Source organism: Sphaerisporangium sp. NPDC004334, assembly GCF_053602655.1.
In genome coordinates this window covers 390178-412665 of sequence record NZ_JBSGDZ010000001.1, presented here as the reverse complement: position 1 = coordinate 412665, position 22488 = coordinate 390178, and the positions used below count along the sequence as shown (strand labels likewise).

Below are 22488 nucleotides of genomic sequence, written 5' to 3'. Positions count from 1 at the left end.
CTCTCTGTCCGGGGGCGGAACGGCTCGACTGCCGAGAGTGTTAACGCTCTCATCCAAGGCTGTCAACGTCCGGCCCCGCGGCGTGACCCGCCCACGACGGCCATGAGCAGGACATGAACGCGATGCCGCGGTCCCCGCCGAAGGAAAGATTCATGCCGCCGGGTGCCGGCACGTCTAGCATTTCGCGGGTGACCACTTACGACGATCCTGACCTGTCCGAGTACCTGGACTCCTCGGTGCTGCCGCGGCGCCGGCAGCGGATCCTGGCCGTGATCCGCGACTGGGTGGTCAGGTACGGGTATCCGCCGAGCACGCGTCAGATCGCCGACGCGGTCGGGCTGCGGTCGTCGTCATCGGTGTCGAAACACCTGAAGAGCCTGGAGGAGAACGGGTACCTCCGCCGGGGCGCCACGATGACCCGGCCGATCGACGTACGCCTGTTCCTGCGGACAGCGGCGCCGGAGCCGGCCGGCGACCTGGTGAGCGTGCCCGTGGTCGGGGAGATCGCCGCGGGCACCCCCATCCTGGCCGACCAGCACCTGGACGACATGCTGACCCTGCCCCGGGACCTCACCGGGCGTGGCGAGGTGTTCGGGCTCCGCGTGCGGGGCGATTCGATGATCGACGCCGCGATCTGCGACGGGGACATCGTCGTGGTACGGCGGCAGCCCGAGGCGCACTCGGGCCAGATCGTCGCCGCGATGATCGACGGCGAGGCCACCGTCAAGGTGTACCGCCGGCGCGACGGGCACATCCTCCTCGAACCGCGCAACCCCGCCTACGACGTGATCGACGGTGACGCCGCCGTGGTACTGGGCATCGTGGTGTCCGTCCTGCGCAGCGTCTGAGCTCCCCGCCCTGCCCGGCGCCCCGCCGCCCCGGCCCGCGCGGCCTTCTCACGTCCGCCGTTCTCGCTGGTGGCCGGTGGGGTCGCTGTTTCCCTTCTCGCCCTCAGGGCATGGGCCGGGGCATGGACCGATCGCGGGGCCGGAGGGCCGCGGCCGGGTCCTCGCCGAGATCGCTCACGGCGGCGGCGAGGGCGCACGTGCCATCCGGCGTCGCCCAGGCGGGCGACGCCGGCTTCACCTCCATGAAGGAGCCACCATGACTTCCAAGTCATGTTCCAATCGCGTTTTCACCGCCGTGTCGGACCGACGGGACGATGCCGTCGTCGTCCGGGCCGCCGGCGCTCTCGACCTGGACTCCGCTCCCGTCCTGCGGAAGGAACTGCACCGCATAGAGGGATCGCCCGAGGTCCGGGTGGTGATCGTCGATCTGGAGGCGGTCACCTTCTGCGACTCGATCGGGATGAGTGAGCTCGTCCTCGCCTTACACCGCAGTGAGGCCAAGGGCAGGAGGTTCATGCTCGCCGGTGTCCCCGCCGCCCTCACGCGACTGCTGGCCGTCACCGCCCTGGACAAGGCGTTCGACATCCACCCCACCCTCGACGACGCCCTCCGCGCGGCGACCGCCCCCTGAGGCCGGCGGCGTGGGGGACCGGGCCGGGCCGGTCGCACCCGGCGGCGGGCTGCCGCGCGGCCGGGTGCCATGATGTGGCGGTGGATGCCGAGAAAGTACATGAGGCGGTCGCCGACGGCTGGGACGAAGACCTGATGTCCAGCCTTTCCGGGCTGGTGGCGATACCCGCGCTGTCGGCCGCCTACGACGCGGGCTGGGAGCGCGACGGCCATCTGCGCGCCGCCGCCGACCACGTGCGCGACTGGATCACCTCACGTGGCCTGCCGGGCGCTCAGTGTGAGATCGTCCAGCTCGACGGCCGTGCCCCGCTGCTCGTCGCGGAGGTCCCCGCGACCGACGGCGGCGCGGCGGGCGGCACCGTGCTGCTCTACGGTCACCTCGACAAGCAGCCCCCGCTCGGCGACTGGTCCGACGGGCTCGACCCGTGGCGGCCGGTCCTGCGTGGTGACCGGCTGTACGGCCGCGGCTCGGTCGACGACGGGTACTCCGGCTACGCCGCGGTCAGCGCGCTGGCCGCCGTGCGGGCGGCGGGCGGCGACCACGCGCGGGCGATCGTGCTGCTGGAGACGGGTGAGGAGTCCGGCAGCCCGGACCTGCCCGCCTACCTGGAGCATCTGTCCGGCCGTCTCGGCGAGGTCTCCCTGGTGGTCTGCCTGGACGGCGGCGGCGGCGACTACGAACGGCTGTGGCTGACCACGAGCCTGCGCGGCGTGGTGCAGGCGACCCTGACCGTGCGCGTGCTGGAGACCGCCGCGCATTCCGGGATCGCGAGCGGCATCGTGCCGAGCTCCTTCCGCGTCATGCGGCGACTGCTGGACCGCGTCGAGGACTCGGCGACCGGTGAGGTCACCATCCCGGAGATGAACGTGCCGATCCCGCCGGACCGGCGGGCCGAGGCCGAGGCGCTGGCCGCGCTGGAGCCGGGGGTCAGCGCGCGCCGTTTCCCGCTCGTCGACGGAATGCGGCCGGTCTCGGACGACGACGTCGAACTCATCCTGAACAACACCTGGCGGCCGACCCTGTCGGTGATCGGCGCCGCCGGCCTCCCGGACCCCGCGGTGGCCGGAGCCGTGCTCCGCGCCTCGACCTCCCTGCGGCTGAGCTTCCGCACTCCCCCGACGGTCGACGCCGAGGCCGCGCGGGACGCGCTGGTGAGGATCCTCACGACCGACGTGCCCTACGGCGCGCAGGCCGAGGTGCACGACTTCATGCTGCTGGACGGCTGGCAGGCGCCGGCGTCCGCCCCCTGGCTGACCGCGGCCCTGGACGAGATCGGCGACCAGGTGTTCGACGCGCCGTGCCGCGGCTTCGGCCTCGGCGGCGGAATCCCGTTCATGGAGATGCTCAGCCGCCGCTACCCCGGCGCGCAGTTCGTCGTCACCGGCGCGCTCGGTGCCGACTCCAACATGCACGTACCGGACGAATGGCTGAACATCCCCTTCGCCAAGCAGGTGACCGAGGCCGTCGCCCACATCCTCGACGCCCACGCCCGCCACTGACCGATCAGGACGACTGCCGCAGCGACATCACCGCCCATGGCCCGAGTTCGACGTCGAGGGTCAGCACCCCGGTGTCGGGCACGGTCAGCGTGTACCTGAGGAGGGAGTCGGCGACCTCGCTCAGGTACTCGGTCTCGGCCCGCGACGGGTTGAGGGGCGATCCGAGCCGGTACCAGGCCTCGGCGACGTTCCCGTGCTCCCAGTCCAGGATCTCGACCAGGAACGTGGTGCCCGGCTTCAGTTCGCCGATCGTGTGGTGGATCCTGCGGGCCGGCCCCATCTCGGCCCGCGCGCGTGTGGCCGCGTAGGAGTTCTCCGAGCCGACGCCCTTCATGGCCATGTCGTCGGGGTAGTTGAAGAACACCGCCGAGGTGGCCGAGGTCCGGCTGTCACGGGTCACGACTCCGTCGGGCGTCGCGAGGAGCAGGCGGTCGCCGAGCCGTCCGAGCATCGCGAACGCGTGCCACGTGGGCTTGTGGATGCCGTTCTCGTTCACCAGGCCGAACCCGCCGTGGAACGGTCCGATGCCGGCGCCGCCCTCCTCGAACACGTCCGTGAAGGTCCAGTAGGCGATGGAGTCGGCGAGGGTGGCGCACTTCAGGAACGACCGGGTGATGGAGGTCGCCGCGAACAGCGTGTCGTGGATGAAGTCGCGGGCCGACGGCGAGGTCGACCACTCGGTGATGTGGATCTCCGCGTCAGGATAGGGGCCGTTCCTGACGAGCTTGCGAAGCAGGGTCAGGTCGTCGAACGTCGCGTCGGCGTACCGGGTGATCGCCACCGCCTGGTCGTCGGCGCCGTAGGCGTAGTCGGTGGGGTAGGTGTGGGTGGAGACGAAGTCGACCGGCAGTTCGCGCTCCGCGCACCAGGCGATGAAGTCCTCGATCCACACCGGGCGCCAGTCGAGCGCGTCCACGTCGGCCGCGGCGGCCGTCTCGCGCATCGCGGGGCGGTCCTCCACTTCGCCCTTGTAGCGGTCGTCGGGCACGAAGACGCTGGTCGCGGGGCCGCCTACCTTCAGCGCCGGATCGATCTTCTTGATCGCCGTCACGGTCCGCCGGTACAGCTCGAAGTACTCGGTCTTGGTCCCGGTCCAGAAGTGCGGAACCAGGTTCGGCTCGTTCCACACCTCGAACCGCCACTGCCGCACCTCCTCCAGGCCGTACCGGTCGACCCAGTGCTCGACCGACCGGGTGACCAGTTCGACCCAGCGCGCCATGTCCTTGGGGGGACTGCAGTGAGCGCCCCACCAGAACACCGTCTCGGTCGCCGTCGCCAGCTCGCGCGGCATGAAGCCCAGCTCGACGAACGGGCGGACACCGCAGTCGAGCAGGAAGTCGAACACCTTGTCCACGTAGCTGAATGTGTACACCGGCGCGTCGAGAGGCGTGTCCGGGCCGAACCCGCTGCCGTAGCTTCCCCGGTAGACGAACATGTCGTCGTGGAAGACGCCGTGGAAGCGGATGTACTCGATCCCGAACGCGGCGGCGGCCTCGGCGAACTGCCGTTGCCAGTCGGCGCGCAGCGCTTCGTTCGCGCGGCCGGCGCCGATGCATCTGGCCCAGACGTGCGGGAAGGCGCTCTCGTCGCACGGCCGGCCGTCGATGCGGTACCGGGGTTCGTACACACCGTCGCTGGTCATGGTCTCACTTCTCTAGGCGGGATGGTGCGCGGAAGAACGGCCGGCGCCGCGGGCCGCCGGCGTGTCGCTCTCAGCCCTTGATGGCGCCGAGCGACAGGCCCGACTGCCAGTACCGCTGCAGGCTGAGGAACGCGACGATCAGGGGGATGATCGTCAGCAGCGATGAGGTGATCACGAGGTTCTGGATGAGGGCGCCGTTCCCGGCCGTCGAGCCCAGCTTGTTCCACTGGTTGATCCCGACGGTCAGCGGATACCAGGCGGGATCCTTCAGCATGATCAGCGGCAGGAAGTAGTTGTTCCAGATCGACACGAAGGAGAAGAGCAGGACCGTCACGCTCGCCGGGGCGAGCAGCGGGAGCGCGATCTGGACGAAGGTCCTGAACTCCCCGGCGCCGTCGATCTTCGCGGCCTCCAGCAGGCCGCTCGGCACGGCCTCGGCCGCGAACACCCACATCAGGTACAACCCGAACGGGTTGATGAAGGACGGGATCAGCACCGCCCAGGGGGTGTTGGTCATCCCGAGCTGGGCGAACAGCAGGAACTGCGGGATCGCCAGGGCGATGCCGGGGACCGAGATCGACCCCAGCACGACGAACAGGAACACCCGCTTGCCCGTGAAGTCGAGCTTCGCCAGGGCGTACCCGCCGAGGGCGGCCAGGAAGGTGGACACGGTCGCACCCACGACGACGTAGACGACGGTGTTGAGCAGCCACCGCGAGAAGATGCCGTCCTGGTAGGTGAACACCCCGGCGATGTTGTCCCACAGGGCGAACCCGCGGCCGGGGGCGAGCCCGAACGTCGAGACGAAGTCGGCCTGCGACTTGGTCGCGTTGATGACCAGCCACGCCAGCGGCAGCAGGCAGTACAGGGTGAACAGGGCGGTCATCACCGTGAGGACGGTGCTCTTCCTGGGGTTCTCGATCGTGTAGAGCCGGCGGCCACGACCGGGATGACGGATCGGCGTGCCGGAGACCTTCCCGGCCCCGGTTCGCCGGCTACTGGTCGAACGCATTCCTCAACCCTCTGATCTGGACGGCGTAGGCGACGGCGATCGTGATCGCCGCCATGACGAGCGCGAGTGCGGCCGCATAGCCTTGCTGCGACCCGGTGAACGCCAGGTTGTAGGCGTACAGGTTGGGCGTGTAGAAGGTCGTGACGCCGCTGTTGGCGACCATCGAGGGCAGGATCTGCGGTTCGTTGAACATCTGGAACGTGCCGATGATCGAGAAGATGATCGCGACGACCAGCGATCCGCGAAGCGCCGGCAGCTTGATCGCGAGGAACACCTGGAGCTCGCCGGCCCCGTCGATCGCGGCCGCCTCGTACAGCTCGCGCGGGACGGCCTTCAGGACGGCGTAGAAGATGAGCATGTTGAAGCCGGTGAACGCCCAGGTGACCATCACCCCGATGGAGGTGAGCGTGGTGCCCGGGGTGAACGGATCGAAGTCGGTGCCCAGAGCGTCGTTCAGGCTGCCGAACAGGCCGTACTTGACGCCCATCAGGAACCCCCACATGAGCGTCGCCACGATCGCCGGCACCGCGTAGGGCAGGAAGATCGTCACCCGCATGAACCTGCCGCCGTGCACGCGCAGGGAGTCCAGCGCCAGCGCCAGTGCCATGGCGACGATCAGCATGATCGGCACCTGGACGAGCGTGAACCGGACGACGCGTCCCACCCCGTCCCAGAACTGGGGATCCTGCACCAGCTTGGTATAGTTGGCCAGGCCGACGAACGCGTTGCCCCCGATGAGCTTCTGCCGGAAGAGGCTGAGGTAGGCGGCGTACAGGATGGGCACGATGAACACGAGCGCGAACAGCGCTCCGAAGGGCGCGATGAACGCCAGTCCGATCTGCGACCCGCGGCGCCGGCGAGCCGGCGCCGGACGCCGTGCCGCGGCCGGCGACGCCATGGCCGAGGCGCTGACGTCGAGCCGACGTTCCTGGTCCATGCCCGTGTTCCTTCCGATCCGTTGCGTTGCCCGGCGCTCCTTGCGCACCGGCCGGTGTGCGGCGGCGGCCGTCGCCGCACACCGGGCCCCCGTCCTTGCGGTGAGGATCCGCTAGTCCACCTGGAAGCCCTGCTCGTTGCCGTACTGGACGCAGCGCTGCTTCCACTGCTGGAGGATCTCGGCGAGCGAACCCTTGCCGGTGGTGTAGTAGGGCGAGGCGATGTCGCCGTAGATCGAGCGCGCCCACTCGAAGAACGGCGGATACTGCCAGCCGGTCCCGACGATCTCCGACGCCTCCGACAGCACGGCGCCGACCTTCTGGTCGCCGAAGTACTTGCCGGCCTTGCCCTTGAACGCGTCGCTCTCCAGCACCGAGGTGTTGGGCACGAAGGCGCCCGCGTCGACGCGGGTGGACAGACCGCCGCCGTGGGTGAAGTACTCCAGGAACTTGAAGGCCGCCTCCTTGTGCTCGGCCGCCGCCGGGATGCCGAAGGAGCTTCCGCCGTTCTCCGCTCCGACCTTGTCCCCCTGCTTCCACTGCGGCATCAGCGCGACCCTGAAGTCACCGGCGCTCTTCGGCGCGCGCTCGGGCAGCGTCGAGGTGAGCCAGCCGCCCATGGTCTGGGTGGCGAGGGTGCCCTCGTTGAGCGCCCGGTTCCAGTCGTCGGACCACCCCGTGATCTTCTTGTTGAGCAGCCCCTCGTCGAGCATCTTCTGCCAGAAGGAGACGGCCCTGGTCGTGCCCGGGTCGGTGAAGTCGATGTGCACCTTCTCGCCGTTCACCGTGAACGGGTGACCGCCGGCCTGCCAGATCAGCGAGAGCAGGAAGAACAGGTCTCCGGTGTCCTGGGCGATGTAGTAGTCGCGGCCGAGCGCGCGGATCTTCTTGGCATCCTCGTAGTACTCGTCCCACGTGGCCGGGGGCTCGTCGATGCCGGCCTTCTTGAGCGTGGCCATGTTGTAGAACATCGCCGACGGGCCGTAGTCGGACGGCAGGGCGTAGACCTTGCCGTTGACCGTCACGTCGTTCCACGCGGCCTGGACGTAGTCCTTCTGGAAGTTCGCGACGCCGAACTCGGCGAGGTCGGCCAGCTTGCCGGGGATGGCGAAGTAGGGCACCGCGAAGTACTCGAACATCGCGAGGTCGGGTACGCCGGAATTGGCCTGGATGGCGTTGTCGAGTGCCTTGTACTCGTCCGTGGACGAGCCGGCGTTGACGACCTTGACCTTGATGTTCGGGTTCGCGGCCTGGAAGCCGGGAACAGCCTGCTCGACCGTGCCGTCCCAGCTCCAGACCGTGAGGTTCACCTGTTCGCCGCCGGCGGCGCCGCCACCGTCCGCGCCGCCGGCGCCGCCCGTGCCACCCGTGCCACTCGCGCCGCCTGAGCACGCGGCCAGCGCGACCATCGGCACGAGGACCGCGGAGAGCAGCCCGACCTTCTGGGAGAGCCGCATCGGCCTCTCCTCTCGTTCTGGAGACGTTCCGAAAAGATTTCGCAACTTGTTCGGTGTTGGTAGGACAGTAGGTTCACGCCTAACGCCTGTCAACGGTCAAAGGTGAGAAAACACATGGCAGCCGCCGAGAAGTGATCCATGGTAGATTCGAAATAGTTTCGTAGACCGAAGGGAGCCGCGATGCCACGGCGAGGCCGTTCCGAGCGAGCCACCTTGGCGGATGTCGCCCGATTGGCCGGCGTCTCGCCGGGGACCGCCTCGAAGGTCCTCAACGGGCGCACCGACGTGGGGGCGAAAACGCGCGAGCTCGTCCTCGGCGTCATGGCCGAGATCGGTTACATGCCGACGGCGGCGCGGCACGAGCGGACACGGGACCGGGCCCTGGTCACCATGCTGGACATCGTGGAGTCCCGCTATGCCGGGACGGTGCTCCAGGGGATCCTCCTGGCGGCGACCTCCGCCCAGGCCGAACTCCTGCTCCGCCTGCCGGCCCACAAGCCGATCAGCACGAGCCGTGCGGCGGCCCGCACCTGGATGGCGGAGCAGAAGGCGTCCGGCGTCGCCGGCATCATCGCGCTCGCCATCGCCGTGCCCGGCTCGGTGCTCGTCGCCGCGGAGGACCTCGAGATGCCGGTCGTCGCGATCGACCCGATCGACACCACCGAATCCCGGGTCGTCAGCATCGGCTCCACCAACTGGGCGGGCGGCCGCTCGGCGACCGAGCACGTCATCAGGCTCGGCCACCGCAGGATCGCCTGGATCGGCGGCCCGCCCGGCTCCGCCCCCTCGGTGGAACGCTTCCACGGGTACCAGGCCGCGCTCGACTCGGCCGGCATCACGCCGGACCGCGCACTGATCCGCCACGAGGCGTTCTCCGTCGAGGCGGGATTCCGGCACGGCCGCGAGGTCCTCTCGCTCGGCGAGCGGCCGACCGCGGTCGTCGCGGGCAACGACGAGATCGCCGTCGGGGTCCTCGCCGCCGCCAAGGAGCTGCGCATCACCGTCCCGGGCGAGCTCTCGGTCACCGGGTTCGACGACACGCCGCAGACCCAGTGGATCACGCCCCGGCTCACCTCCGTCCGGCAGCCCCTCGTCGGCATGGGCCGGATGGCCGTCGAGACCGTCCTGGCCATGGCCGACGGCGTCCAGCCCGCCTCCCGGCACCTCCAGCTGGCGACCACTCTCAGCGTCCGCGACTCGACGGGTCCCGCCCCGTCGTCCTGATCCGCGCGCCGGCCGCCTCTGCCGGGACCGCGCCGGCCGAGGTCTTGACACCGCGAGACGGCTCGATACTGTTGCCTCACTTTACCGATCCATGGATCGATAAAGTGAGGTACGCCTCACCGCCTCTCCCATCGGCCGCGCCGAGCGGGAACCATCCCATCCGCGGCCTCCACCCGACCTCCCCCAAGCGCAAGGGTGCTCATCGATGACCGACCAGGTCGTGACCGCCATCATCAACCTCGACGTCCCTGGCCCGGTGATCAACCGGCACCTGTACGGGCACTTCGCCGAGCACCTGGGCCGCTGCATCTACGGCGGCTTCTACGTGGGCGAACAGAGCGACATACCCCACGCGGGCGGGATCCGCCTGGACGTGGTGGAGGCGCTGCGCGCCCTGAACATCCCGAACCTGCGCTGGCCGGGCGGCTGCTTCGCCGACGAATACCACTGGATGGACGGCGTCGGCCCCAAGGACCGGCGTCCGGCGATGGTGAACACCCACTGGGGCAACGTCGAGGAGAACAACCACTTCGGGACGCACGAGTTCATGGCCCTGTGCGAACTGCTGGGCGCCGAGCCGTACATCAGCGGCAACGTCGGCTCAGGCACGGTCAGGGAGATGAGCGACTGGGTGGAGTACATCACCCGCGAAGGCGACTCGCCGATGGTGCGCCTCCGCAAGGCCAACGGCCGTGAGGAGCCCTGGCGGGTGCGCTTCTGGGGGCTGGGCAACGAGGCATGGGGCTGCGGCGGGCACATGTCGGCCGAGCAGTACGCGGCCGAGGCCCGCCGGTTCGGCACCTACTGCCGCGACCACGGCGACAACAAGCTGTACCGCATCGCCGCGGGCGCGAACTCAGACGACTACACCTGGACCGAGACGCTGATGAAGCAGCTCGGCGACCTGGGCTGCGCCTACCGCCCCGCCGCGTTCATGCAGGCGCTGTCGCTGCACTACTACACGATCCCCGGCACCTGGGAGGACAAGGGCGACGCCACGGTGTTCGACGCCGACGACCACTACCGCACCATGGTCAAGGCGGCGCACGTCGAGGAGCTCATCGCCCGCCACTCCTCCATCATGGACTGCTACGACCCCGGAAAGAACGTGGGCCTGGCGCTGGACGAGTGGGGCACCTGGTGGAACGTCGAGCCGGGCACCAACCCCGGCTTCCTGTACCAGCAGAACACCCTCCGCGACGCGCTGGTCGCGAGCGTGCACTTCGACATCTTCCACCGGCACGCCGACCGCCTGGTGATGGCCAACATCGCCCAGACCGTGAACGTGCTCCAGGCCATGATCCTCACCGACCCCGACTCCGGCGCGCTCGTCCTGACGCCCACCTACCACGTGTTCGAGATGAACAAGGGCCACCAGGACGCCGCCTCGCTGCGGGTCGACCTCCCGGGCGGAGTCCCCGTCCGCGAGGTCGACTCGGCGCCGCTCGCCACCGTCTCGATGTCGGCCAGCCGCAAGGACGGCCGGGTGCTCATCTCGCTGTCCAACCTGGACATGGCCGAGACGGCCGACGTCGAACTCGACCTGCGCGGCGCCGCGCTGACCGAGGTCCGCTCCCGCATCCTGACCTCCGGCAGGCCGCAGGACCACAACACCCCCGAGGCGCCGGGCACCATCGCACCGCGCGTCCACGAGCAGGTCACCGCCACGGCCTCCGGGCTGCGCGTGCACCTGCCGGCCCATTCCTTCGTCACGGTGGAGGGACGGACGGCGTGACCTGCCGCGGGCGCGCCGCCGCCGGCCCTCCCCCGCCCTCACGGAGCTCGGAGCCGAAGGACGATCCACGATAAACTGAGGCGACGACGGCCTCGACCGAGCACGGCAGCCGGAGTCCCACCCTCACCGGCAGAACGCGGGGCACGGCATGGTGACCATGGAAGACGTCGCCCGGCTGGCCGGGGTGTCGAAGATGACCGTCTCCAACGTGGTCAACAACCGTGACGGAGTCAGCGATCCGGTCCGTGAGCGGGTGCTGGAGGCCATCCACCGGTCGGGCTACCGCGTCAACGTCTCCGCCCGCACCCTCCGGTCCGGGCGGACCGGCGTCATCGGCCTGGCCGTCCCCGAGATCGGGCTCCCCTACTTCGGCCACCTGGCCGCCCACGTGATCGGCGCGGCCAGGCGGCGGGGGTTCCACGTGTCGATCGAACAGACCGGCGCGGCGGCGGCCGGAGAGGCCGACGCGATAGCCCATTCCCGCACCCTGCACTTCGACGGCCTGATCCTCAGCGCGGTCGCGCTCGGCCGCGTGGACCGGCAACTGGCCGACGCCGGCTACCCCCTGGTCATGCTCGGCGAGCAGGACTTCGGCGGCCGCTTCGACCACGTCGCCATGCCCAACGAGGAAGGCACGAAGGCCGCGACCGCCCACCTGGCCGACCAGGGATGCCGCCGCATCGCGCTCGTCACCGGCAGCGTCCTGGACGACGTGAACGGCCAGAACGACCTGAACGGTCCGAACGGTCCGAACGGCGGTAACGGCGGGAACGGCGGCAACGCCGTGAACATGGCGACGCGCCGCTACCGCGGCTATCGCGCCGCGCTCGCCGAACGGGGCCTGGACGTCCACCCGCCCCTGATCTTCCCGTTGGACGACGCGAGCATGGAAGCCGGCCGCGACGCGGCCCATCGCCTGGCCGGCTCCGGCCGGGCGATCGACGGGGTGGTCGCGGTGACCGACACCGTCGCCCTCGGCGTCCTGCGCGGCCTGGCCGACCGCGGTCTGCGGGTCCCCGGCGACGTGCGCCTCATCGGGTTCGACGACATCCCCGAATCCCGGTTCGCCGTGCCGTCGCTGTCCACCGTGGCACCCGACCACCGGTGGATGGCCGAGCGGGCCGTCGAGCTGCTGGCTCAGCGCATCCGCTCCCCCCTCCGCCCGACCGGCCAGTACGTCGCCCCCTTCGAGCTGGTGATCCGCGAGTCGACACGCTGAACGCCCGCTTCGCCCGCCCCGGCCGTCCGCCTCGTCCGTCCGTCCCGGGCGTCCGCCGCCGGGCGGCCCCGACGGCGTGATGCGCGGCCGGGCGCGGCGGGCCGGGGCGAAGGAGCCTCGTGAAGCTTTCATCTCGACCCTCGCGGGCCGGGCGCTCTACCTCCGCGTTCCGCGTCCGCGCGGGCCGGCGGCGTTGACAGGCCACTGCGGGGTTCCGATGCTGCGACGGCAGGACCACCCCCGTCAGGAGCCGTGATGCCCACCTCGCGCGAGCGCTTCATCCGTCCGGTGACGACCCTCCTCGCCGTCGCGGCGGTCCTGTCGGCTCTGTTGGGGGGCGCGCCCACGGCGTCGGCGGCCACCGGATGCCGCGTCGCGTACGCGGTGACCGACCAGTGGTCGGGCGGCTTCGGCGCCTCGGTCACCGTCACCAACCTGGGTGACCCGATCAGCGCGTGGACGCTCACCTGGGCCTTCACCGCCGGGCAGACGGTCGCCCAGTCGTGGAACACGACGCTCACCCAGTCCGGCGCCCAGGTCAGAGCGGCCGACGCGGGATACAACGCGGCGCTGGCCACCGGGGCGAGCGTCGCGTTCGGCTTCAACGGCTCGTGGAACAACACGGCGAACCCGGTCCCGCAGTCCTTCGCCCTGAACGGCGTGACCTGCACCGGCGCCCCGGCGACCCCGACGCCGACCCCTTCCGCGACCCCGACCCCTCCGGCGAGCCCGACCCCGTCACCCAGCCCGTCGCCCACGCCCTCGGGAGTGGTCACCGGTGACGGCCAGCCGGGCGACCCCAACATCACCTACGTCGGCCGCTGGGACTCGGCCCACGTCCCCCAGTGGGCCGGCGCCTACATCCGGACGTCCTTCACCGGCACCACCGTCAAGATCAAGCAGCGGTCCGCGGTCAACATCTACGTCAGCATCGACGGCGGCGCCGACGTCTTCTACGCGGGCGTCTCCGGCACCGTCAACCTGACCCCGACGCCCCTGCGGGCCGGCACGCACACCCTGTGGGTGTCCTACCGCTCCGGCGACGTCGTCTTCCAGGGGCTCGTCCTGGACAGCGGCGCGTCGACAGTGAACACCCCGGCGCCGCCGGGCAAGCTGGTGGAGTTCGTCGGCGACTCCATCACCGCGGGCTACCTGTCCTCCAAGCTCGCCGTCAGCGCCTACGGCTGGGTCCTGGGCGAGCGCCTCGGCGTACGGCACACCCAGATCGCCCGCTCCGGTTACTGCCTGGTCGCCCAGGAGGGCTGCGTCGGGCTCGCCTCACAGTTCTTCGACCTCGGCAGCACCGGTACGACCGCCTGGGACTTCAGCCGGTACCAGGCCAGCGCCGTCGTGATCAACCTGGGCACCAACGACATCGGGCACCACGTCACCAATGCCGCCTTCCAGGCCGCGTACACGACCTTCCTGCGGAACATCCGCGCCAAGTACCCCGCCGCCGCGCTGTTCGCCATGGAGACCTTCAAAAAGCGGTACGTCACCGAGACCAAGGCCGCCGTGGCCGCGCTCAACAATTCCGGCGACGCCAACGTCTACTACATCCCCACAGAGGGCTGGCTGACGACCGGCACCGACTACGCCGACGGCGACGGCCACCCCAACGACGCCGGCCACCTCAAGGTCGCCGCCCGCCTCGCCCCCATCATCGCCCCCAAGATCGGCGTAGCCACCCCCTGACGGAAGGACCCGCTTTCACGACGGTCATGGTGCGGTTCCCCGCGGTCCTTGCTCATCCGGCCGTCACCAGCGGCTCGGCCGCGACGGTGCTCACTCTCACGCGGCGGACGGTCGTCCACTGCCGCAGGAGCACCAGGCCGAGGCCCGCGGCGAACCAGAGTGCGAGGACGGCGAGCGCGGACCCCGCGTGCGATCCGCCGAAGTAGCCGAAGTCGTTGATGGCGCGCACGGCCGCGCCGGGGGGCAGCTTCGCGGAGACCGCCTGGGCCCATCCGGGCAGCAGGTCGAACCCGATGGTCGCCCCGCTGGTCGCGTTGCCGATCGTCGTGAGGGTGAGGACGGCCAGGCCGATCCCGGCCGGGCCCAGCCATGCCCCGAGAGCCTTGGTCGCGAACGCGCTCGCGGCCGACAGCAGGATGAGAGAAGCGGCCAGGAGCGGGAACGACGGCGTCAGTGAGCCGCAGATGGGGCCTGCGATCGTGGCCGCCACGACACCGATCGCCACCGCGAAGCCGGCCATCGCGGAGAGCCTGTGACGGAGGCGAACGGTCGCGACGGCACCGGTGAGGCCCTGGGCCAGGACGAACGACGAGAGCGTCACGCCGAAGACCACGTAGAAGGCGGACAGCCCGCGCGAGTCGTAGGTGGCCAGAGGGACGATGTCGGCCTCCTGAACGGTGAGTCCGGCCCCGCGGGCGAGACCGGCGACGACCTGCCGGGCCGCCCCGCTCTCACTGAGCCCGCTCGCGCCGGCGTACTCCAACCGCAGTGTGGCCGGGGAGGTCGCGCCCACCACGGCGACCGCGTCGCCGTTTCGCACCAGGGCGGCGCCCTCGTCGATGCTGGAAACCTGCGTGACCTTCAGCGAGTCGCCCAGCTTGGCCTGTGCCGCGCTCACCAGCCGCCCGCCGACCGCGGCCACGGGAAGCCCGTGGGGCGTGGGTGATCGCTGAAGGCCGACATAGACCGCGATGAACGCGGCGCCGATGATGAGCCCGGTGACGACGAGGGGGATCCAGGTGCGGTGCTGGGTGACCACGGGCCCGGCCTTGCCCGGCCGTGGAACGGATGATGACATGACGATCTCCTCAGCTTCTACAGTTCGAGCATCGAACTGGACGAACACCATGCGCGGCATGGCTGGGGAACCAACGAAAACGCGAGGATCCGACTGCGACGACGCCGGAGTGACGCCGGCCCGCGCCGGGGGGCCAGGGGATCTCCTAGGGACGGCCGGCGCCGGATCGGCGGAGATGAACTACTGGAACATCGTGCGGTTGTTCTCGGCGAAGTCCCGGACGTCAAGGGGTGGCCTGCCGAGGATGTTGACGAAGGCCTCCAGGGCCCCGTGCTCGCGTGCGGCGGCGGCGACCGCCGTCGTCGCTTCCAGGTAGGAGCTCGACACGCTCATCCCGAAGTAGACGCGGTGGCACCCCTCAAGGGCACGGGCGACGTCCGCCGGCCGGGTGAGGTCGCCGACGACCACTTCGGCTCCTGTCGCGCGGAGGGTCTCGGCGCGTTCGTCATCCTGCCTGACCAGCGCACGGGTCGGCAGTCCGCGGCCTCGCAGGCGCGCGACGACCTTCCTCCCCACCGATCCTGCGTTTCCTGCCCCGGTCACCAGGATCGTCTTCTCCGGCATTCCATTTCCTCCTCATTAGTCGCATTGGTCGCACCGATGTGTCGCCGCCTGTCAGCCGTGGCGGGCGGCGTCCGCGATCAGGCCGGTGACGTCTCCGGGCCCGGCGACCATGGACAGGTGGGGCATCGCCGCGACGATGCGCGAGCGTGATCACGGTCCGAACGGTTTGATTTTCAGACCGTGGCGTCACGTTATCGCTCGACGGTTTGAATAGCAAACCGTGGCTTGGTACTCTGAATCATGGCCGAGTCCCCGGTGGTGCCAGGAAGACCCTGTTCGATAGCGGCCACGCTTCAGGTGGCCGGCGACCGCTGGTCGTTACTGGCCATGCGAGAGATCCTTTTCGGAAACCGGCGGTTCAGCCAGATCGCCCGCAACACCGGGGCGCCACGTGACCGGCTGGCCGTCCGGCTCAAGTCCCTGGTCGCCGACGGCATCCTCGAGAAGCGGGAATACCAGGCCACCCGGTTCGAGTACCACCTCACCGAGGCGGGCAGAGAGCTTCTCCCCGTGCTCGTCGGCCTCATGACCTGGGGCGACCGCTGGGCGGCCGATGACCCGCCCTTGGTTCTGGAGCACCACGGGCACCCCATTCGGCCGGCCATGGTGTGCCGCACCTGCGGTCAGGCGATCAGCGATGACGACCTGCACCTGGTCTCCCACGCGCCCGGCTGGACGATCAGCGGCCCCGACGCCCGGAAGGACGGCGTCCAGCCGTCCTGACGCGCCGGTACCTCCCGGGGGGGCCGTTCATGGGTCGATCGGGACGGCCTCGGCGACGCGGTCGCGGTCATCGAGTCGTTCGCAGGCCTGGCGCGATCCCGGGGATGGCGGTCACCGCGGGGTCGGCTCCGAGGTGAGGGTGGGGACGGCGGCGAGCAGGTCCTTGGTGTAGGGGTCCTTGGGCGAGCCGAACACCTCGGCCACCGGGCCGCTCTCGACGATCCGGCCGTCCTTCATGACCGCGATCCGGTCGCTGACGTGGTGGATGACCCCGAGGTCGTGCGAGATGAACAGCATGGCCACCGCCAGGTCCCGCTGCAGGGTGGCGAGCAGGTCGAGGATCTGCGCCTGGATCGACACGTCGAGCGCCGACACGGGCTCGTCGCAGACCAGGATGTCGGGGCCGGTGGCCAGCGCGCGGGCGATGGCGACCCGCTGCCGCTGTCCTCCCGACATCTGCGACGGCCGTCGCCGCAGCAGGGTGGCCGGCAGGCCGACCATGTCGAGCAGTTCGAGCACCCTCCTCGCGCGCCGGTTCCTGGGCGCGCCGGTGATCGCGACGGCCTCGCCGACGATGCGCCCGACGGAGTGCCGGGGGTCGAAGGAGCCGAGCGGGTCCTGGTAGACGGCCTGGATGCGGCGGCGTCCGGGCCTGCGCTCCTTCTCCCGCACGCCGCTCCAGGGGCGGCCGCCGAGCATCACCGTCCCCTCGTCGGGGGCGAGCAGGCCGAGGGCGATGCGGGCCACGGTCGTCTTGCCGGAGCCGGACTCGCCCACCAGGCCGAGGGTCTCCCCCGCTCGCAGTTCGAAGGAGACCTCGTCGACCGCCGTCCGGCCCCTGAACCGTTTGACGAGGCCTTCGGCCGACAGCAGGACGGGGCCCGGGTCCCGGTCGCCACCGAGGCCGACCGGGGGGAGGTCCGGGAGCCGGGTGAACGGGCGGTGGCAGCGGGCCCGGCGGGCGGGGGCGACATCGGCGTCGGGTGGGTCTTCGTCGCGGCAGCGGTCCTCGGCCAGGGCGCACCGGGCGGCGTAGGCGCAGGCGCCCGAGGGCCCCTCGTGCAGGACCGACAGCAGGGTGCCCTTGGCGTGGGCGGCGGGGACCGCCGCCATCAGAGCCCTGGTGTACGGGTGCGCGGGCTCGGCCAGCACGTCGGCGGCGGGCCCTTCCTCGACGATGCGCCCGGCGTACATGACCGCGACGCGGTCGGCGAGGCGCGAGACCACGGCCAGGTCGTGGCTGATCAGCAGGAGCGCGGAGCCGGCGTCCTTGAGACGGCCGAGCAGGTCGAGGATCTGCACCTGCACGGTAGCGTCCAGCGCGGTGGTGGGTTCGTCGGCGACCAGCAGCGAGGGCCCGGCCGCCACCACCGAGGCGATCAGGGCTCGCTGACGCAGGCCACCGGAGAGTTCGTGCGGGTGCTGCCCGGCGCGGTGCTCAGGGTCGGGGATGCCGGCCTCGGCCAGCAGGCGGAGCACGTGCTCGCGCCGCGCCCTGCCCGGCACCACGTCATGGGTGCGCAGCGTCTCGGCCACCTCGGCGCCGACCGTGCGAAGCGGGTCGAGGGAGATCAGCGCGTCCTGGAGGATCAGCCCGATGCGCCGCCCCCGCACCCCGCGCCACCCGGCCTCCGACAGCCGCGACAGGTCCTGCCCGTCGAAGGTGAAGCCGCGCGAGGAGACCTTCGCCCGGTCACCCGCCAGCCCGACCAGGGCGCGGGCGGTCACGCTCTTGCCCGAGCCGGACTCGCCCACGATCGCCAGGCACTCGCCCGGCGTGACCTGGAACGACACGTCCCGCACGACCGGCGGCCCGTCGAACGACACGGTCAGCCCGTCGACGTCGATCATGATGTCCTCCGGGTGTAGCGGCGCTGGGCCGCGCGGCCGAGCACGTTGACGCCGATCACCGTGAGGGTGATGGCGGCGCCGGGGAACAGTCCGAGCCACCAGGCGTCGGCCAGGAAGTCGCGGCCTTCGGCGAGCATCGACCCCCATTCGGGGTCGGGCGGCTTCACGCCGAACCCGAGGAAGCTCAGCCCCGACCCGGCGATCAGCGCGGTGCCGAACCCGACCGTGGCCAGCACCAGCACCGGCCCGACCGCGTTGGGCAGCACGTGCCGGGCCACCAGGACCACCGGCCGCAGGCCGAGGCCGTGCGCGGCCTCCACGTAGCCCGACCGCCGCACGACCAGCGCCTCGGTCCTGACCATCCGGGCGTACCCGGGGGTGAAGGCCAGCGCGATGGCCGCCACGACGTTGGCCAGGCCGCCGCCGAGCACGGTGATCACCAGCAGGGCGAGCAGGAGCTGCGGCAGTGACAGCAGCACGTCGAGCAGGCGCATGGTCGCCTGGTCGACGGCCCGGCCGCCGAGCGCCGCCACGACGCCGACCAGCGCCCCGGCGGCGACCGCGAGCACGGTCGCGCCGAGCCCGAGCAGCAGGGATGGACGGGTGCCGTACACCACCCGGGTGAACAGGTCACGCCCGAGCTGGTCGGTGCCGAACCAGTGGCCGGCGCCGGGCGGCAGCAGCGCGTGCACCGGGTCGATGGTGATCGGCGAGACGGAGGTCAGCAGACCGGGCACGGCGGCGGCGGCCAGCAGCGGTGCGAGCGCCAGCCCCGCGATGATCGTCGATCTTCTCATGCGGGACGCAGCCTCGGGTCGATGACCGCGTGCAGCAGGTCGAGGACGGCGGAGATGACCACGAAGACCAGGGCCGACAGCAGCACCACCCCCATCACGACCGGCATGTCCTTGTCGCCGACCGCCTGGAGGGTGAGGGCCCCGATGCCCGACCGGCCGAACACCGTCTCGACCAGGACGGCGCCGCCGAGCAGGGTGCCCACCAGCCACCCGGTGAGGGTGGCCAGCGACGCCGCGGCGTGGCGCAGGGCGTGGCGGAGCCGTACGGCGAGCGGGGAGAGCCCGCGTGCCCGTGCGGTGAGCGCGAAAGGCTGGGCCAGCGCGGCCTCCAGCCCCTCGCGCAGCACCTGGGCGAGCAGGCCCGCGATCGGCAGCGCCAGGGTCAGCGCGGGCAGCACCAGCGCGGCGAGGTCCTGGGTGCCGATCACCGGGAAGATCCGAAGCTGGAAGGAGAACGCGGTCAGCAGCAGGATTCCCAGCCAGTACGACGGCAGCGACACCGCCACCAGCTCCCACGCCCCGGCCACCGCGCGTACCCGGCGGTCCCGGCCCGCCGTCGCGACGGCGCTGATGAGAGCGATCACCACGGCCACGACCACCGCGGCGACGGCCAGTTGCGCGGTCGGCCCGAGCTGGTCGGTGATCAGACCCCAGACCGGGCGCTGGAGCTGGTAGGACGAGCCGAGGTCGCCGGTCACCAGCTTCCTCAGGTAGTCGAAGTACTGCACCAGGACGGGCCGGTCGAAGCCGTAGTCGGCGCGGATCCGGTCGCGGACCTCGGCCGAGGCCATGGTGGCCGGGCCGAGGAGGGTGGCCACCGGGTCGCCCGGCAGGAGCATGAGGGCGGCGAAGGCGAGGGTCGCGGCGCCCCAGAGCACCGCGATCCCCGCTCCCGCCCTTTTCAGGGCCGTCCTCATCGGGACGGCTTGCCGAGCCAGGCGTCGTAGAACAGCGGCCAGGCGTTGGCGTCCAGGCTGAGGCCTTGGACCTGCCTGCTGAGGCCGAGCACCTGCGACTGGGTGTAGATCGGGATGACGATGGCCAGGTCGATCGCGCGCTGCTGGGTTCGGCCGTACACGTCCTTGCGCACGGTCTCGTCCAGAGTGGCCCTGCCCTGGTCGGTCCACTTGGTCAGGTCGGGGTCGTTGAGGAAGGTGGCGTTCTGGCCGCCCTTCTGCGGCCGGCTGGCGCCGTTGAGCAGCAGCCACAGCACGTCGGGTTCGGCGCGCGACCAGCTGTAGTCGGCCATGTCGGCCTTCCCGCCGTAGACGCGCTCCAGGTAGGTGCCGATGTCGGCCTGCGGGCGGATCACCTGGACGCCGATCTTCTTCAGGTCGGCCTGGAAGGCCTGGCCGAGGATGTCCCGCTGGTCGCGGACGTACTGGGCGGGCAGCAGCGGCCAGTCGACGACCAGGCGCTCGCCGTTCTTGGTGCGGTAGCCCTCGGCGTCCTTGGCGGTCCAGCCCGCCTCGTCGAGCAGCTTGTTCGCCAGCGCCGGGTCGTACGGCCAGGAGTTCTCCAGGGAGGCGTCGTAGCCCGGCGTGGTCGGCGCGAGCGGGCTCCAGGCGCGCTTGAACTGGCCGAAGTAGAGCGCCTTGATGTCGGTGTCGATGTCGATGCCGCGCTGGATCGCCTTGCGGACCTTCTCGTCGTCGAGCGGTCGCTTGGAGGTGTTGAGGTAGATGCTGTAGTTGCCGCCCGGGTAGTCGGCGCTCAGCATCGTCAGGGCGGCGTTGCCCTTGAGCCTGGCGCTCTGGGCGGGCGGAACGGCCGCGGCGACGTCGATCTGCCCGCTCGACAGCGACCCGACGCGCACCGAGGCCTCGGGCAGGAAGCGCACGGTCAGCTTGTCGAGGTAGGCGGGTCCGGTGTGCGCGGCCGTCTCGGGCGCCCACTTGTAGGCGTCGTTGCGGGTGAAGACGGCCTGCCGGCCCTTGGCGTACTGGCTGAACACGAACGGCCCGGTGCCGGCCTCGACCGGCCCGCCGGAGGCGAGCGCCGCGGAGTTGGCCGCGATCGTCTTGGGCGAGTAGAAGCCCAGGTAGGCGGTGCTGGCGGCCTGCAGGAACGGCGCGAACGGCTGGGAGAACTCCACGGTCACCGTGTGGGAGTCGACGACCTTCGTGCCGGTGTAGGGCCCGAGCAGGCTCGCCGCGAGCTGCGACTTGGTGGCCGGGTCGTGGATCCGGTCGAAGTTGATCTTAACCGCTTCGGCGTCGAACGGGGTGCCGTCGTGGAAGACGACGTCCTTGCGCAGCTTGAAGGTGTAGCTCTTCAGGTCGGGCGCGGCCTTCCACGACTCGGCCAGCCACGGATGGAATTTGCCGGAGGCGTCCAGGGAGATGAGCGAGTCGAAGACATTGCGCATGATCGCGCCGGTGATGTCCTGGGAGCTCTGGTGGACGTCGAAGGAGACCGGTTCGGTGTCGGCCGCGAACGTCAGCGAGCCGCCCTTGACCGGCGCGGCCGGCGCCGCCGGGGCACCGGTGGAGGAGGCCGGGGAGCCGCCGCAGGCGGCCAGGAACAGCGCCAGCGCCGCGACGGCTCCGCACCATCGGGTTTTTAGGAGAATGTGCATTTTCACCGATCCGGCAAGCGTGAATAATTAGCCGATATTTCAGTCCGAAGGCTAATTCGCGGCCCACCTTCCCGGTACCCCTAATACCCCCTAAGGGCTATTCCCGGGGAAATCGCGGAATGGAAACTCGGCGGCTGATCCGCCAGCCGTCCGGAGTGCGTTCCAGCAGATCGAGGTACTCCCCGTTGTGCACGCTCCCGTCCTGAAGGATCGCCAGGTAACGGCTGCGCGCCCGTACCGCTCCCGCCTCGTCCACGAACACGTGGCTGTCGAGAGTCTGGTGGTCAGGCCCGTCAGGGCCGAGCACGAGCGAGAATTCGGCGATGGCGGGCAGGCCCTGAACGATCCGCCCGGCGCCCCGGGTCATCTCGATCGCCGCGTCCTCGGTGAACACGCGGTGGAGTTCGCCGACCTCCTGGTTGTCGAAGACGTGAGAGAACAGGGCGAGTGTGCCCCGGATGTCCGAAACGTCCTCTAATGACAATTCATCCATTTGCGCCTCAGGAAATCTGCTGGAGAATACCCAGCCGGTCGGGCAGGACGGTGTATCGCACGATCTTCCCGTCCCGGAAGGTGATGGTGCTGATGCTGTGGCCGGTGAAATGACGGCCACTCGCGGGGGCGCCGAAGAGCGGCGCCCGCTGGATGCCCTCGACGCGCCAGAACACCACCACCCGGTCGCCCTCGGCGACCAGGTCGGTGACGGTCGCCTTGACGCCCTCGACCGTCGCCCAGACCGAATCGACGTGCCGGCGGAAGTCCTCCCGGCCGCCGCCGGACCTGATGGTCTCGTCGACGGCGTCCTCGGCGATCAGCTCCTCCAGCAGTTCGGGCCGGTGCAGCGTGATCAGCTCCTCGTAGAGCCGCCGCGCCGTCTCCTTGTTCCTCTCGACGTTCCGATCGACGTTCCGATCGATGTTCCCGTCGACGTTCCCGTCGATGTTGCTGTCGACGTTCCTCTCGGTGCCGTTGCCGGAGGTGCCGTTCTCGGTGCTCATAG

20 protein-coding genes are annotated in these 22488 nt (G+C 70.5%); 8 read left to right on the top strand and 12 right to left on the bottom strand.

The genetic code is table 11. The features are described from left to right. The first annotated feature begins 179 nt into the window (after positions 1-179). The 3 genes from lexA (at position 180) to ACWEN6_RS01655 (ending at position 2978) form a co-directional block, all read left to right on the top strand. A complete protein-coding gene (gene lexA, locus ACWEN6_RS01665) occupies positions 180-848 on the top strand; it encodes a transcriptional repressor LexA (protein WP_452568521.1) in 669 nt (222 codons plus the stop codon). Positions 849-1143: 295 nt separating this feature from the next. Beyond that, entirely contained in the window at positions 1144-1479 is a 336-nt protein-coding gene (locus ACWEN6_RS01660) for an STAS domain-containing protein (protein ID WP_452568455.1), read from the top strand. Positions 1480-1559: 80 nt separating this feature from the next. Continuing rightward, on the top strand, positions 1560-2978 hold the full coding sequence (locus ACWEN6_RS01655) for a M20/M25/M40 family metallo-hydrolase (RefSeq protein ID WP_452568454.1): 1419 nt from the start codon (positions 1560-1562) through the stop codon (positions 2976-2978). A 4-nt stretch (positions 2979-2982) separates the two neighbouring features. Here the strand turns inward: ACWEN6_RS01655 and ACWEN6_RS01650 are convergent, their stop codons facing one another. The 4 genes from ACWEN6_RS01650 to ACWEN6_RS01635 all read right to left on the bottom strand — a co-directional run bounded on the left by ACWEN6_RS01650 (position 2983) and on the right by ACWEN6_RS01635 (position 8024). After that, positions 2983-4620 (bottom strand): GH39 family glycosyl hydrolase, encoded by a 1638-nt coding sequence (locus ACWEN6_RS01650; RefSeq protein ID WP_452568453.1) that lies wholly within the window; start codon positions 4618-4620, stop codon positions 2983-2985. 70 nt (positions 4621-4690) lie between these two features. Further along, entirely contained in the window at positions 4691-5632 is a 942-nt protein-coding gene (locus tag ACWEN6_RS01645; RefSeq protein WP_452568452.1) for a carbohydrate ABC transporter permease, read from the bottom strand. Next, on the bottom strand, positions 5616-6569 hold the full coding sequence (locus ACWEN6_RS01640) for a carbohydrate ABC transporter permease (RefSeq protein WP_452568451.1): 954 nt from the start codon (positions 6567-6569) through the stop codon (positions 5616-5618). Before ACWEN6_RS01640 ends, ACWEN6_RS01645 begins: the two co-directional genes overlap by 17 nt. Positions 6570-6680: 111 nt before the next feature. After that, entirely contained in the window at positions 6681-8024 is a 1344-nt protein-coding gene (locus tag ACWEN6_RS01635) for an ABC transporter substrate-binding protein (protein ID WP_452568450.1), read from the bottom strand. Between the two features lie 213 nt (positions 8025-8237). On the opposite strand from ACWEN6_RS01635, the gene ACWEN6_RS01630 reads away from it, so the two are divergent. From ACWEN6_RS01630 to ACWEN6_RS01615, 4 genes are all read left to right on the top strand, one after another. After that, positions 8238-9248 carry a LacI family DNA-binding transcriptional regulator gene (locus ACWEN6_RS01630; RefSeq protein ID WP_452568449.1) on the top strand — a complete coding sequence of 337 codons (1011 nt, stop codon included), beginning with the start codon at positions 8238-8240 and terminating at the stop codon, positions 9246-9248. A gap of 205 nt (positions 9249-9453) precedes the next feature. Next, entirely contained in the window at positions 9454-10983 is a 1530-nt protein-coding gene (locus ACWEN6_RS01625) for an alpha-N-arabinofuranosidase (RefSeq protein WP_452568448.1), read from the top strand. A gap of 148 nt (positions 10984-11131) precedes the next feature. After that, on the top strand, positions 11132-12202 hold the full coding sequence (locus ACWEN6_RS01620; RefSeq protein ID WP_452568447.1) for a LacI family DNA-binding transcriptional regulator: 1071 nt from the start codon (positions 11132-11134) through the stop codon (positions 12200-12202). Between the two features lie 255 nt (positions 12203-12457). Then, the gene (locus ACWEN6_RS01615) at positions 12458-13897 is read left to right on the top strand and encodes a cellulose binding domain-containing protein (RefSeq protein ID WP_452568446.1); all 1440 of its coding nucleotides are present in this window, start codon (positions 12458-12460) and stop codon (positions 13895-13897) included. A gap of 52 nt (positions 13898-13949) precedes the next feature. On the opposite strand, the gene ACWEN6_RS01610 is transcribed toward ACWEN6_RS01615, so the two are convergent. Both ACWEN6_RS01610 and ACWEN6_RS01605 read right to left on the bottom strand, forming a co-directional pair. Continuing rightward, positions 13950-14975, bottom strand: a complete 1026-nt coding sequence (locus ACWEN6_RS01610; RefSeq protein WP_452568445.1) for a hypothetical protein — start codon at positions 14973-14975, stop codon at positions 13950-13952. A 180-nt stretch (positions 14976-15155) separates the two neighbouring features. After that, positions 15156-15539, bottom strand: coding sequence for an NAD(P)H-binding protein (locus tag ACWEN6_RS01605; RefSeq protein ID WP_452568444.1), 384 nt, complete (start codon positions 15537-15539; stop codon positions 15156-15158). A gap of 240 nt (positions 15540-15779) precedes the next feature. On the opposite strand from ACWEN6_RS01605, the gene ACWEN6_RS01600 reads away from it, so the two are divergent. After that, positions 15780-16262: a winged helix-turn-helix transcriptional regulator gene (locus tag ACWEN6_RS01600; RefSeq protein ID WP_452568443.1), complete on the top strand. Its 483-nt coding sequence runs from the start codon at positions 15780-15782 to the stop codon at positions 16260-16262. Between the two features lie 111 nt (positions 16263-16373). Here the strand turns inward: ACWEN6_RS01600 and ACWEN6_RS01595 are convergent, their stop codons facing one another. The 6 genes from ACWEN6_RS01595 to ACWEN6_RS01570 form a co-directional block, all read right to left on the bottom strand. After that, the gene (locus tag ACWEN6_RS01595; RefSeq protein WP_452568442.1) at positions 16374-18113 is read right to left on the bottom strand and encodes a dipeptide ABC transporter ATP-binding protein; all 1740 of its coding nucleotides are present in this window, start codon (positions 18111-18113) and stop codon (positions 16374-16376) included. After that, complete coding sequence (locus ACWEN6_RS01590; protein ID WP_354852532.1) at positions 18110-18910, bottom strand: ABC transporter permease; 801 nt, start codon at positions 18908-18910, stop codon at positions 18110-18112. The genes ACWEN6_RS01595 and ACWEN6_RS01590 overlap by 4 nt, the downstream gene beginning before the upstream one ends. Next, entirely contained in the window at positions 18907-19827 is a 921-nt protein-coding gene (locus ACWEN6_RS01585) for an ABC transporter permease (RefSeq protein WP_452568441.1), read from the bottom strand. Before ACWEN6_RS01585 ends, ACWEN6_RS01590 begins: the two co-directional genes overlap by 4 nt. Beyond that, the gene (locus ACWEN6_RS01580) at positions 19824-21488 is read right to left on the bottom strand and encodes an ABC transporter substrate-binding protein (protein ID WP_452568440.1); all 1665 of its coding nucleotides are present in this window, start codon (positions 21486-21488) and stop codon (positions 19824-19826) included. Before ACWEN6_RS01580 ends, ACWEN6_RS01585 begins: the two co-directional genes overlap by 4 nt. 97 nt (positions 21489-21585) lie before the next feature. Beyond that, on the bottom strand, positions 21586-21981 hold the full coding sequence (locus ACWEN6_RS01575; RefSeq protein ID WP_452568439.1) for a nuclear transport factor 2 family protein: 396 nt from the start codon (positions 21979-21981) through the stop codon (positions 21586-21588). A gap of 7 nt (positions 21982-21988) precedes the next feature. Continuing rightward, positions 21989-22486 (bottom strand): ester cyclase, encoded by a 498-nt coding sequence (locus ACWEN6_RS01570; RefSeq protein ID WP_452568438.1) that lies wholly within the window; start codon positions 22484-22486, stop codon positions 21989-21991. Positions 22487-22488: the final 2 nt, after the last annotated feature.

Excerpts from the sequence above, each read along its gene's own strand:
- ACWEN6_RS01650 (WP_452568453.1), bottom strand. The coding sequence starts at position 4,620 with ATGACCAGCGACGGTGTGTACGAACCCCGGTACCGCATCGACGGCCGG.
- ACWEN6_RS01645 (WP_452568452.1), bottom strand. The coding sequence starts at position 5,632 with ATGCGTTCGACCAGTAGCCGGCGAACCGGGGCCGGGAAGGTCTCCGGC.
- ACWEN6_RS01640 (WP_452568451.1), bottom strand. The coding sequence starts at position 6,569 with ATGGACCAGGAACGTCGGCTCGACGTCAGCGCCTCGGCCATGGCGTCG.
- ACWEN6_RS01635 (WP_452568450.1), bottom strand. The coding sequence starts at position 8,024 with ATGCGGCTCTCCCAGAAGGTCGGGCTGCTCTCCGCGGTCCTCGTGCCG.
- ACWEN6_RS01625 (WP_452568448.1), top strand. The coding sequence starts at position 9,454 with ATGACCGACCAGGTCGTGACCGCCATCATCAACCTCGACGTCCCTGGC.
- ACWEN6_RS01620 (WP_452568447.1), top strand. The coding sequence starts at position 11,132 with ATGGTGACCATGGAAGACGTCGCCCGGCTGGCCGGGGTGTCGAAGATG.
- ACWEN6_RS01615 (WP_452568446.1), top strand. The coding sequence starts at position 12,458 with ATGCCCACCTCGCGCGAGCGCTTCATCCGTCCGGTGACGACCCTCCTC.
- ACWEN6_RS01610 (WP_452568445.1), bottom strand. The coding sequence starts at position 14,975 with ATGTCATCATCCGTTCCACGGCCGGGCAAGGCCGGGCCCGTGGTCACC.
- ACWEN6_RS01605 (WP_452568444.1), bottom strand. The coding sequence starts at position 15,539 with ATGCCGGAGAAGACGATCCTGGTGACCGGGGCAGGAAACGCAGGATCG.
- ACWEN6_RS01600 (WP_452568443.1), top strand. The coding sequence starts at position 15,780 with ATGGCCGAGTCCCCGGTGGTGCCAGGAAGACCCTGTTCGATAGCGGCC.
- ACWEN6_RS01595 (WP_452568442.1), bottom strand. The coding sequence starts at position 18,113 with ATGATCGACGTCGACGGGCTGACCGTGTCGTTCGACGGGCCGCCGGTC.
- ACWEN6_RS01590 (WP_354852532.1), bottom strand. The coding sequence starts at position 18,910 with ATGAGAAGATCGACGATCATCGCGGGGCTGGCGCTCGCACCGCTGCTG.
- ACWEN6_RS01585 (WP_452568441.1), bottom strand. The coding sequence starts at position 19,827 with ATGAGGACGGCCCTGAAAAGGGCGGGAGCGGGGATCGCGGTGCTCTGG.
- ACWEN6_RS01580 (WP_452568440.1), bottom strand. The coding sequence starts at position 21,488 with ATGCACATTCTCCTAAAAACCCGATGGTGCGGAGCCGTCGCGGCGCTG.
- ACWEN6_RS01575 (WP_452568439.1), bottom strand. The coding sequence starts at position 21,981 with ATGGATGAATTGTCATTAGAGGACGTTTCGGACATCCGGGGCACACTC.
- ACWEN6_RS01570 (WP_452568438.1), bottom strand. The coding sequence starts at position 22,486 with ATGAGCACCGAGAACGGCACCTCCGGCAACGGCACCGAGAGGAACGTC.